Genomic DNA, 12,181 nt, shown 5'->3' on the forward strand with positions numbered 1-12,181 from the left:
ATTTTGTTTTGGTATTGCTCAACCTCTGCCATAAGTTCAGGGTGGGAATAATATTTAACCATTTTATCAAGATTGTTTTGCAAAATGACCAGCTGTTCCTTGTAAAATCTGATGCGATTAATCCATAACCGCTGGTCAAAATATAACTCTTTGATGTCTTGCTCCATAATTTGATTGTTTTTCTGATACATCATTGTGAACCTGCAAATATATAGCTTTTTAAAAAAACTTCATCGCTGTTTTTAAAAATTCTTCATTTTATTAACTAACTAATATTCAATAATTTAACATCATCACCATCAAAAAATGCATAGCTGAAATGATTAAACATGTCTCCCAGATTTATCAGCCGGCTATGGTCATTTAACAGATAATCAACCGGTATATGCCTGTGCCCAAAAATGAAATAGTCAATATGCCTTTCTTTTAAAATATTTCTGGCATGTATTACCAGTCTTTCCTTGTCTCCGTTAAAAATCAAAGGAGTTTTTTGCTGGTAAATTCTGCTGGAATCACTGAAGTAACGGGCTATTTTGCTGCCTATGTCGGGATGGAGCCAACTGAAAAGAAACCGATTTACTTTAGCTTTAAAAATCCGGTTAATAAATTTATAACCATAATCGCCAGGACCGAGTCCGTCTCCATGGGCAAGATAAAAGGTTTTATTTTCAAAGGTTTTGACAATTGGCTGGCTGATTACTTCAGCATTCAGTTCCCTGACAAAGTAATCTTTCATCCACAAATCATGATTTCCTTTGAAAATAGTCAGTCTGATGCCGGCATCGCTTAAGCGGGCAAGTTTTCCAAGCAATCTGATATACCCTTTCGGAACAACTGTTTTGTATTCAAACCAAAAGTCGAATAAGTCGCCCATGAGGTATATTTCTGAAGCATTTCCTTCAATCTGGTCAAGCCAGGCAACAATTTGGTCTTCACGCTGGCGGCTAAGCTGGTAATCGGGAGAGCCCAGATGAAAGTCAGAAGCAAAATAGATGTTTTTTCTATCGCTCATTGATGTAAAAGCAATAAAGTTCTTTGGGCCCGTGAGCTCCCAAAACCAGTGTTTTTTCAATATCTGCCGTACGGCTTGGCCCTGAAATAATTGATAACATGGAAGGATAGCGGTTATGATAGCGATCTTTGAAGGTTTTCAGCGCATTTTCAAGGTCAAAATAAATCTGATCAAAGTACGCAAGTACAATATGAACGGGCGGAAATACGGTCAGTTTACGCGTTTTGTCATGTGATGTCGAAACAAGAATACTGCCTGTCCGTGCTACCAGAGCCTCGCAGGATGTAATGCTGACATCGGCATCCTGATAATTATTAATATCATACTTATATTTCAGGCTGGTATCATTTAAAATATATCGTATGCTTTCTTCCGTACAATAGACATTTTTCCATTTATTTCCCTGTATCAGCTGTCGAAGCTGGGTAACCATGTCGTGGTTGTTGAAGCAATAAATGAATTTTCCATTGATTTTACTGAATTCCCTGGCAAATACCTGAACCAAATTCTCATCAGGAATTTCATATAACTGATGTTTGTTTTCATTATCAATGGTATCAGTTTTCAGCATACCTTTTACAGCCGAATTCCTGATTTTCTTTAATACTTTCTCTCTCATTGAAATTTAATAATCTGCAAAATTATTCATTTTTCAGGGATTGAACTGCAGGCGGAAATTCAGGATGCTCAGCTTTTCCCAAGCTTTTTCATGATTTCCGTCAGCATGATGCCCACCATTTTGTCGAGATCAATATCAGGATGCCAGCCCCAGTCTTTTCTGGCAAAACTGTCATCAATACTTGCCGGCCACGAGTCTGCTATACTTTGGCGATAATCAGGTTCATAAGTGATTGTAAAATCAGGGATATGAATTTTAATTTTCTCCGCAAGCTCTTCAGGAGTAAAACTAAAAGCGGCCAGATTGTAACTTGCACGTGTACTTAGTTTATCAGCAGGTGTTTCCATGAGCTGAATGGTGCCTTTTACGGCATCATCCATATACATCATAGGCAATGCAGTATCTTTTCTTAAAAAACATTGATAATGTCCGTCCTGTATAGCTTTGTAAAATATATCGACAGCATAGTCGGTTGTTCCGCCACCGGGCTCTGTTTTATAGCTGATCAGTCCCGGATAACGTATGCTTCGGGTATCCACTCCATATTTCAGCCAGTAATATTCAGCCCACCTTTCGCCTGCCAGTTTGCTGATACCGTAAACCGTAGTCGGTTCCATCACTGTTTGCTGAGGAGTTTTCAATTTAGGTGTTGTCGGGCCAAAAGCACCGATACTGCTGGGCCAGAATACTCTCGACATCTTTTTTTCACGGGCAAGTTCCAGCACATTGAACAAGCTATCCATATTTATCTGCCATGCTTTTACGGGCATTTTTTCACAAGTAGCTGAAAGTACGGCTACCAAATGATATATCTGGGTAATCTGATAGCGTTCAACAATTTCATTAAGTTTTTGATTGTCAAGAATATCAAGAATTTCAAAAGGCCCCGACTGCGATAATTCTTCAGTTGCCGGAGTCGTTTTGATGTCGGAGGCCACCACATTGGAGTTGCCATAAATTTTCCGAAGAGCCGGGACAAGTTCAGTTCCTATCTGCCCTGCACAGCCAATGACAAGAATTTTTTCCATATTATCGGTTTAATTGAAAATTGTTATTTTTTTAACGGGCTGTAAATATAAATATATCCCCATCAAACAGTAAAGCTGAATTTTATTGTTTACAGGTTTTCAATCTCCTCAATGGTTTTTGGAATAGGTTTACCCAGCACGCGATAGCCATCTTCAGTGACCAGAATATCGTCTTCGATACGGATACCGCCAAAGTCTTTGTAAGTCTCAATCAACTGATAATTAAGGAATTCCGAAAATTTATTTTCTGCTTTCCATTGATCAATAAGTGCGGGAATAAAATAACAGCCAGGTTCAATGGTAAATACAAATCCGGGCTTCAGCTCACGAGCCAGACGCAAAAAAGCCAGTCCAAATTGTGTGGCTGGCTGAATGGTTTCGTCATATCCGACATAAATCTGGCCTAAATCTTCCATATCATGGACATCCAGCCCCATCATGTGTCCCAGACCGTGCGGGAAAAATAAGGCATGGGCTCCCTGAGCTACGGCTTCATCCACATCTCCTTTCATCAAACCAATTGATCTTAAAGATTGTGCAAGCGACCGGCTTGCGATCAGATGCAGCTCTTTATTGTAAATACCGGGTTTTACGTGCCGGATTGCTGTCATTTGTGCGTCAAGAACAGCCTGATAAATTTCTTTTTGTCGTTGATTGAATTGACGATTTACCGGAACTGTCCTCGTTATATCTGAAGCATAATGCAATTCCGTTTCACATCCGGCATCAATCACCACCATTCGCCCTTCTTGCAGTATATTTCCATGATAATGATTATGAAGTGTTTGTCCGTTAATGGTCAGAATAACAGGGAAAGACACGGGGCCTCCGGCCGACAAGGCTATACCTTCAATTCTGCCGGCAATTTCACGCTCCATCACTCCTGCATTGCAAATTTTTATCGCGGTTGTATGCATGTTGTAAGCCGTATCAAGTGCTTTTTCAATTTCTGCAATTTCAACATCTTCCTTGACCGATCGAAGGTTCACAATGGCTTTTACCAATTCCAGAGAAAAGTTTTTCCTGATCTGCGAATGATGAATACCCAGCAGGTTTTCGAGTTTAAGTATGTTATCTGTCCGGTAGGGTGGCGTGTAATGAATTTTACGCCCTTCGGTAACAGCCTTTTTAATCAGTTTTTCCAATCCGGCAAGATTATCTGTATGTTCAATCCCAACTTTCAGTGCCTGCTCGCTCACACCGGGCTGATACCCCATCCAGATGATGTCGTCAATATCCACATCATTACCGAAAATATAATCTTTTCCCTCATCAAGGTCAATTACACCGGCATAACCGGGATGGTCGAGCCCGAAAAAGTATAAAAAATTAGAATCCTGACGAAAATGATAACCATTGGCCGGATAATTCATGGGAGACTCCTCATTGCCTAAAATCAGGATTATTCCTTTTTCCACATTTTTTCTAAGCCTGTTTCTGCGATTGATATAAACTTTTGCTTCAAACATAATACTTAAATTTTATGGCCTCAAAAATAAGCATAAAAGCATCATCTGGTAAAATTTTCTTCAGATGAACTGTCGCCTGATCTTCTTTGGCCCCAATTGCCGGGAGATTTGTCGGTTTTTTTGTGAAAATGATGACGCACTTTAAGAAAAGAGGCATCATGCTCCGGAGGCTCCTTTTCTTCCTTTTGAATTTTCATCCTTTTTTCCAAAACCAGGGCATTGACCGCAAGCTTGGTCGCTTCAAAATTATTGAATTCCATGCGGTTTTCAAGTATAATGCTATAATCGTCAAGCACACGGCTGATAACCGCTTTCAGATGATATTGCTTGCATGCTTTAATGATCGTATCGGCTTCCTTTTTGGTCATGATTATAGTTTAATCAAAATTATCATGGCTAAAATAGAAATTTATTTGTGTTGGTGAGCATAATTTTTAAGAAATTTTACCCGGTATAACCCCTTATTATTTCAAATAAATTTGGTATCATGCCAATTCTCTCTGATTGCAATGGCTGAAAATGGGCTTGTTGATCTGATAATTTTGAAATAAAAAAGGCTGCCAGAATAAGCTGGCAGCCTTTTTATCAAACTGATTTAAAGGTCTTATTTCTTTTCTTCAGCTGCAGCAGCCGGCTGGGCTTCTGGTTTTGGCAGATCCATTTTTTCAATGAATTTACCATCTTTGTCGAAAATGAAGCAGGTTTCAACATCTTTGAAGGCTGTCAAAACTTCATAGGCATCTTTTTCGGCTGTTTGTTTCATCTTAACTTCTTTTACTTCAACGCCTTTCATCTTTTTGAAGTAATTGGCAATGGCTTCAGGATATTCTTCCTGTTTGAGAATATTTTCGCTGTAAAGCCAGTTGCCATCAGCGGCAAAAGCAGCAGTCCATGCTTTTCCATCAGCATTGAAAGAAACCAGAAAATTTCCATCTTCTTTTTTACTCCATGCAGCATCAGTAGCTGAGGGGTATTTTTCCATGAATTTAGCAAAAACTGCATTGTTTTCATCTTTTATTACCTTGCCATTCATGTCAAAGAATACTTCCATTTTGTTTTCTTCTTTTGTCATTTCGGCCAGGTAGGTTTCTCCAATGCTGTCTTTTACCATGCTGTAAGATGGGGTCTGTCCTTCATAGAAGAGTTTGAGATATTCAACACCTTTGGCAGGGAAGGTGGTTTCATCAAGTTTTTTTGTACTTTTCAGCCACATTCCGTCAGCTCCGAAAAGCGCTGTCCATTCTCCCTCTTCAAATTTAAAAGTTGCCAGATAATTACCATCGTCCTGTTTGGCCCAGACGACTTCGGTTGCACCCTTGTACATTTCATCAAATTTAGCTTTCACATCTTTGGGTGCGCCTCCCTTGTTACAGGAGGAAAAGATGAAAGCTACTAAAGCCAGTAATAATGCAAATTTCTTCATAGCATTAAATTTTTTAAGGTTTTTTAATGCAGCAAAATTATAGTATATTCTGCTGTGATTTTTTCAAAAAAATTTTTTTTAATGAATAATTACCTGCTCCGGACATAACTTTGCAGTCGTAATGTTTTATGGCACATTTTTTATTCAATATGTCCTTTCGCAAATAGACTATGCAGATAAAGCTTGTAAAAAACGGTATTTTTCCTGTTTCTCCCGGATTCAGCGGTCAAAAGCCTCAAACGGGTTATTCTTTCAGCGGAACCTTTCAGGGTGAAGGGAAACTACTTGGAACTCCTTCCATGTTTATCAGACTGAGCGGGTGTAATCTTCGCTGCTCATGGAAAGCCTATGACGGCAGTTACAGTTTCTGCGATACACCATATTCTTCTCACCATATTGATGAAACCGAAGACAGGGAAATTAACGAAATAGTGAATATTGTCAGTAAAAACCTAAACGGGATACGGCATATCATCATTTCGGGCGGGGAACCCATGCTTCAGGCAAAAGCTTTAACAGGCTTATGTCGTGAACTGAAGGCCATGAACCTGCATATCACCCTGGAAACCAATGGAACAATTTTCAGTCATGAATTAGTTCCATACATTGACCTTTTCTCCATTTCTCCCAAATTAAGCAATTCAACTCCGGATGAATCCAAAATTGCCGCCATGAAAAAGCCTATTTCGGAGGGATTTATCTCACATCATCAGCAAAACAGAATGAATATTCAGGCCATTCAAAAATTTATTGATGCCTGTTATCTGCCTGAAGATTATTACAGCGATCATCCTGAAAAGATTTTAAAGAGAAGGTCAGATAAAGATTTTCAGTTGAAATTTGTGGTAGGCAGGCCGGAAGATGAAGACGAAATCAGGAATGAATTTCTGAAACATTTAAAAGGATTTGAGCCGGAAGACATCTTTCTGATGCCATTGGGAGAAACCCGTGAATTTCTAAGAAAAACCTATCCGCTTGTCGCTGAAATAGCGTTGAGAAACAGGTGGAAATTCACGCCACGCCTTCATATTGAGCTTTATGACGATACCCAGTGGGTGTAGCTCTTTTTAAAATAACTTTGCACCTGAAAAAACCATCTAAATTTTCACAATAAATGGATTTACTAAGTAAACTGGCCGCTATCAAGCAACGTTGGGAAGAAATTGCAGAAGAGTTAAATAAGCCCGAGACCATCCTCGACCAGAAAAGATATATCCGCTTAAACAAGGAATACAGTGAACTGAGTGAAATCGTGGAAGTATATCACGAATACCGGGATTTAATGAGTAACATAGAAGAAAACAAAAACATCATTCATACCGACAAAGATCCTGAATTGCGGGAACTGGCCAAAGCCGACCTCGAAGAACTGCTGGCCAGAAAAGAACCCCTTGAGGAAAAAATCAAGCTTATGCTGATACCTCCCGACCCGGCAGACAATAAAAATGCTATTGTGGAAATAAGAGCCGGGACAGGAGGAGATGAAGCAAGCATCTTTGCCGGTGATTTATTCAAGATGTATGAAAAATATGCTGCTGCAAAAGGCTGGAAAATAGAGGTTGTTGATTTTAATCCCGGTTCTACCGGTGGCTTCAAGGAAATTATTTTTGAGGTTTCAGGGCAAAAAGTTTACGGTACACTTAAATATGAAAGTGGTGTTCACCGGGTTCAACGGGTGCCCATCACCGAAACACAGGGTAGAATACATACTTCTGCTGCATCGGTTGTGGTTTTACCCGAAGCTGATGATTTTGACATTGAACTAAAGGAATCAGACATCAGGAAAGATACTTTCTGCAGCTCAGGGCCTGGCGGACAATCGGTCAATACAACCTACAGTGCGGTCAGGCTAACCCACATCCCTACCGGCATAGTGGCTACCTGTCAGGATCAGAAATCGCAGATAAAAAACCTTGAAAAGGCCATGAAAGTGTTGAAAACACGCATCTATGAACTGGAATATCAGAAATATCTTGATGATGTAGCCAAAAAAAGAAAAACCATGGTTTCGACAGGCGACCGCTCTGCCAAAATCAGAACCTATAATTATCCTCAGGGAAGGATTACCGACCACCGTATCGGCTTTTCTATCTTTAACCTGCCTGATTTCATGAACGGTAATATTGAAGAAATGATTGAAGCACTTCAGGTTGCTGAAAATGCAGAAAAACTCAAAGAAGGTGTTTTGTTTGAAGACTGAAAGGATTTTTCAATAAGCTGTTTTCTTTCCTTTTTCAATGGCCGGAATACCATTTTTCATCCAATCGGGCATAGGCTTATCTTTCAGATAATGGTCAAAAAACTGCATCATTCTGATACTTAAATCAACTTTATTCGGCCAGTTTTTCAGGTTATGTTCCTCGTTGTTATACACGAGCATCCAGCAGGGTTTCTGCAGTCTTCTCATGGCAGAATAGAGTTCAATACCTTGTTGCCAGGGGACTGCACCATCTTTGTCGTTGTTCATCATCAGCAAAGGCGTTTTAATTTTGTCTGCATAAAAGACAGGGGAATTCTGAATATAGAGCTGAGGGGCTTCCCACAGGGTTTTACCAATCCTGCTCTGACCTTTCTCATACTGAAACATACGGCTGAGGCCACTTTCCCAGCGAATGCCCGTATAGGCACTGCTCATGTTTGATACAGCAGCTCCAGCCATTGCCGCACAAAAAATATCCGTTTGTGTAATGATGTAAGCCGTCTGATATCCTCCCCAGCTTTGCCCCTGAAGCCCGATTTTCTTTTCATCAATAAAACCTTCGGAAATTAAAGCTTTGGTTCCTGATACCACCGTTTTCAAAGCACTCTCCCCCGGAAAACCGGTTTTATACCAAATATCAGGAACAAAAATGACATAGCCATTCGAATTGTATAATGGAAAATTTATCACAGAAGCACTTGGCTTCGGAATATAATGACGGAAGAGGTTCTCGCTTTCCCTTTCGTAATAATAAACAATCATCGGATATTTCCGGGTCGAATCAAAGTTTTCAGGAGTATAAAGCAAGCCTTTGTTTTCTTTTCCATCTTCATCTTTCCAGTAAAAAAGCCTGACATTTCCCCACAAATAATCTTTTTGCTGCGGATTGGTAAATGAAATCTGCTTTTGATCCGACATATCCGTTTTGCTCACATAGAGCTCAGGAAATTGCTGATAATTCTGTTTTCTCCAGATAATCAGGTCGCTGTTTTTTGCTTTTTCAGGCTTTGAAAATGAAAAGGCGGATTTTTCAATGATCTGGCTCTTCCATGTATTCTTTTCTTTATAAAGTTGCATAAACCCTCCCTCCATGTTGTTTTTATCAAAAATACTGAGCAGCATTCGCTGATTGAGAGAAACGGACTCTTCGTCCTTGTCGAGACTTAAATATCTGAGAACCATTTTATTATCTCTTCCTGAAGCATTTGTTATGTTCTGAGGGGGAATTTTTCCTTTCGGGTCGATCAGCCAGAGGTCAAACTGGTCGTAAATAATGATGAATTCATCATGAGTTGTCCATCCGGCAATACCATAAGCATCCGGCAGAGCAGGGACATCATTGTCCTCACGGTAAAAAGCAACTTTTAACTTTGAAGTCAGATTTATTGGCGTTGTAGTATTGACAGGCATGGCAAACCAGGCGCTGTCAGATTTGTCGTACCAATACAGGTATTTCTGCAATGGAGAAAGATTAATGTTTGATTCCGTCCCTTTGAAAATCTGTTTTTTGGAATTATTTTCAAGGTCAATCAGCCAGACATCATTTCTGACACTACCCGTCCATGATACTTCAACCAGATAATCATTATTGCCGAAAAGCAAGGCATAGCGGGCATTTCCTTTCTGATAAACCACGCTCCTGCGGTTTTCAGGATCTTCAATCTGAAACATTTCTCTTTTTTGCAGGTCAAAAACCGCCAGATAAGCATGTTTCAGTTCATCCTGCAATTCCTTGTTTTGCTGACTTTGTATTTTTTTATCGTCCCATTTCCAGATATCTAAGCTAAACTTCTCTTCATCGGTTAAGGTGTCTGTAACCGGAATTTCAGGACGTGGTGATGTACTGAAAAACAATCTTTTACCGTTTTTTGAAAAATACATTTTACCATTTTCACTGACAGCCCATCCTTTTGGCATTCCGGGGCTCAGGCTGTCAATTACCTTGATGGCCATTGAGCTTTTTTCATCTTTCAAATACAACGAATATGCTTTTTGCTTTGAAGTATCTTTTGAAACAAGAAAAGCCGCCTGCATACCCTCATCGTCTGTTGTCAGGTTTTTAACAAAATCTGTTGTTTCAAAAATACCCTGAACATTCTTGTTTATGGTATTGAATATCAACACTTTTGATGTATCCAATGAATCTTTGGCCACCGTTTTGAACAATACGGATTTCCCGTTTTTTGATATGGAGAATTCTTCCACTTTATCGAAACGCTGTTGCCAGCCGGAAACCGGATCAAGTATCAGCAAATAGGAGTTTATTTGTTTTTTTGTTTTTACGGGCTTTTTAGTGTTTGAAGAAGTGTCCTTTTTCTCTGCTTTTTCCTGATTTTCATTTTCTAAAAGAACACTCAGGATAGATGAATTACTTTCCGGTAATTTAAAAGATTTCAGGCCGGGAAACCTGACAATACTATCACTTTCGAGTAACCAAACCCCAAAAGAATCTTTGGGCAGTTTATCCTTTTTGACTTTCCTGAGTTTCATTGCCCTCAAGGTATCATACTGTGGTAAAATCTTGAATACCAGATATTTATTACTTGGAGAGAAAGCAGCGGCACTCCCCCTTGCAATTGAGTCTGACTGATTGTTTTGGGTATTGTAAAGCATCAGCCAGCCATCACCTTTTTGTGGATTTTTTTCATAGCATATCCATTTTCCGTCATTGGAAATAACCGGATTTTCAAGGGTTTTCCATTTGGCATAAACATCATGTGTAAGCGGAAGTTTTTGTCCTTTTGCAAATAAAACTGAGAATAAAACCAAGAGGTTCAAAAGCAGAATGCGTTTCATTGTCCTTGTTTTTTTGAAGGTTTAATCATTAAAATAAACGGAATGCCTGCAAGAGCTATAATTGCTGAAATAAAATAAGCATTGTCAAGTCCTGCCCTGTCCATTAAAAGACCTACGAGTGCTACCGACAGCGAACTGATTCCAAAGGTTATGGTCATGTAAATGCTGTTCAGAAAAGCAGGTCGTGAGGTAGGAATATCCTGCACAAAAGCGAGTAATACAGGCTGGGGTGAAAAATGAAAAAATCCGGTGATAAGCAGCAACACAACCATCCATTCAAAGCTGGAAGTCCTGATAAAAAGAAACATCAGTAAGGGGCTGACTATGGCAATAATTAAAAGAGTAGTTTTTCTTCCGATTTTATCGGAGATGCTGCCTGTCAGCAAAGTACCTGCAATGCTGCCTGCCTGCAGGATAGAAAGTGCGGCACTGCAAAGCCAGATAGAATAACCTTTGGCATCCAGATAAGCAGGCAAAAATGCAGTAAGGCTGAACGACATCAAACCTCTGCTGGTGATATAGCCTGTCAGGCCTATGAAAAAAAGCAAATGGGGTTTCAGTTCTTTCCATATCTGGCTATCGCCCTTATCCCTGCTGATGTCGGCAGAAACAGGTATATCTTTCAACCTGAAATACATGACAAAAGAAGCAAGTAAACCTAAAGGCAAAACCTTCCAGCTCCCTTCAAGTGTCCATAAACTAACAGCAGAAGTAATCAGCAGAGGGCCGAGCATTCTGGCTATTTCTCCACCAGCCATATAAAAACTCATGCCCATACCAAGCCGGCTGCCCGACACTTTTTTCATCATCACAGGTGTGGGAATATGATAAAGCGCTGAACTTAAACCCATGGTTCCTGCAAGAATCAGCAGGATAGTATAAGAAGGAGCTACTCCGAGCAGGCTCATGGTGATGGCCGTTACAGAAGGCATTAAAATGACAAAATATCTCATTTTTACCCTGTCGGCAATAGCTCCGATGAAAGGATTGATCAAAGCAGGCAAATTCTGAAGCATGCTCATCATGGAGGCCTGGCTGTAACTCAGACTGAATTTTTTAATCAGCAACGGAAGCAAGGGGGATAAAAAAGCAGAAAAAATATCATGTACCAGATGCGACATAGCTACAATGACGACATTGGCAGTCTGAAATCCGCTCTTATTTATTGCTTTCCTGTTTTTCACTTTTTCACTTCATCCAGAGCAGTTTTGTAAAATTGTTCAAGGTTGAAATTCAACATGCCGACCACCTGTGAAATATTTTTACTTCCTGATAAAAACTCATTCCTCCTGACATAAAAAGGGAAAGGCCTGTCAAGCTGATTAAAAGCTTTGTCTTTGATAATCAATGCTTCGATCCCTGTACCAGTAGAGCCTTCCTCATTCAGATCGAGATAGCCAAATTCGGCAAAATAATAAATCTGAGGTAAAAAATTTATCATACTGTCTGCCTGCAGCGAATCATTCAGCAGAATACCTTTAAAATTTCCTGACATAGCTTCTGCTGTCTGAGTGGAATAAAAAAAATACACCGGACAAAAGCGGAAGTATTTTTTAAATGAAGCAACAATTTCAAGATTTTCAATTCGTTGTTGTTGCCTTATTTTTTCTGCTTCTTCTGTTTTTCCCGCATTA

Annotated in this window: 12 protein-coding genes; 2 read left to right on the top strand and 10 right to left on the bottom strand. The window is 39.7% G+C overall.

Annotated features, from left to right (window positions below; translation table 11 throughout):
• From GX437_02700 to GX437_02730, 7 genes are all read right to left on the bottom strand, one after another.
• Positions 1-167 (bottom strand): hypothetical protein (locus tag GX437_02700; protein NLJ06560.1); only part of this gene is annotated, 167 nt, incomplete at its 3' end.
• 98 nt (positions 168-265) lie between these two features.
• Positions 266-1,012 (bottom strand): UDP-2,3-diacylglucosamine diphosphatase, encoded by a 747-nt coding sequence (locus GX437_02705; GenBank protein ID NLJ06561.1) that lies wholly within the window; start codon positions 1,010-1,012, stop codon positions 266-268.
• The gene (locus GX437_02710) at positions 1,002-1,631 is read right to left on the bottom strand and encodes an LUD domain-containing protein (protein NLJ06562.1); all 630 of its coding nucleotides are present in this window, start codon (positions 1,629-1,631) and stop codon (positions 1,002-1,004) included. The genes GX437_02705 and GX437_02710 overlap by 11 nt, the downstream gene beginning before the upstream one ends.
• Before the next feature lie 68 nt (positions 1,632-1,699).
• Positions 1,700-2,659, bottom strand: a complete 960-nt coding sequence (locus GX437_02715; GenBank protein ID NLJ06563.1) for an NAD-dependent epimerase/dehydratase family protein — start codon at positions 2,657-2,659, stop codon at positions 1,700-1,702.
• 89 nt (positions 2,660-2,748) lie between these two features.
• A complete protein-coding gene (locus GX437_02720; protein NLJ06564.1) occupies positions 2,749-4,128 on the bottom strand; it encodes an aminopeptidase P family protein in 1,380 nt (459 codons plus the stop codon).
• A 41-nt stretch (positions 4,129-4,169) separates the two neighbouring features.
• Positions 4,170-4,496, bottom strand: coding sequence for a hypothetical protein (locus GX437_02725; protein ID NLJ06565.1), 327 nt, complete (start codon positions 4,494-4,496; stop codon positions 4,170-4,172).
• 236 nt (positions 4,497-4,732) lie between these two features.
• A complete protein-coding gene (locus GX437_02730; protein NLJ06566.1) occupies positions 4,733-5,551 on the bottom strand; it encodes a hypothetical protein in 819 nt (272 codons plus the stop codon).
• A gap of 170 nt (positions 5,552-5,721) precedes the next feature.
• Here GX437_02730 and GX437_02735 point away from each other — a divergent pair, with 170 nt between their 5' ends.
• Positions 5,722-6,612 (top strand): 7-carboxy-7-deazaguanine synthase QueE, encoded by an 891-nt coding sequence (locus GX437_02735; protein ID NLJ06567.1) that lies wholly within the window; start codon positions 5,722-5,724, stop codon positions 6,610-6,612.
• Positions 6,613-6,665: 53 nt separating this feature from the next.
• Complete coding sequence (gene prfA, locus GX437_02740) at positions 6,666-7,751, top strand: peptide chain release factor 1 (GenBank protein ID NLJ06568.1); 1,086 nt, start codon at positions 6,666-6,668, stop codon at positions 7,749-7,751.
• Between the two features lie 9 nt (positions 7,752-7,760).
• Here the strand turns inward: prfA and GX437_02745 are convergent, their stop codons facing one another.
• The 3 genes from GX437_02745 to GX437_02755 all read right to left on the bottom strand — a co-directional run.
• Positions 7,761-10,547, bottom strand: a complete 2,787-nt coding sequence (locus GX437_02745; GenBank protein NLJ06569.1) for a S9 family peptidase — start codon at positions 10,545-10,547, stop codon at positions 7,761-7,763.
• Positions 10,544-11,731 carry an MFS transporter gene (locus GX437_02750; GenBank protein NLJ06570.1) on the bottom strand — a complete coding sequence of 396 codons (1,188 nt, stop codon included), beginning with the start codon at positions 11,729-11,731 and terminating at the stop codon, positions 10,544-10,546. The genes GX437_02745 and GX437_02750 overlap by 4 nt, the downstream gene beginning before the upstream one ends.
• The coding region (locus tag GX437_02755; protein NLJ06571.1) for a hypothetical protein at positions 11,728-12,181 on the bottom strand (454 nt) is incomplete at its 5' end. The genes GX437_02750 and GX437_02755, both read right to left, overlap by 4 nt.

The sequence above is a fragment of the Sphingobacteriales bacterium genome (assembly GCA_012517435.1).
GTDB lineage: Bacteria > Bacteroidota > Bacteroidia > CAILMK01 > JAAYUY01 > JAAYUY01.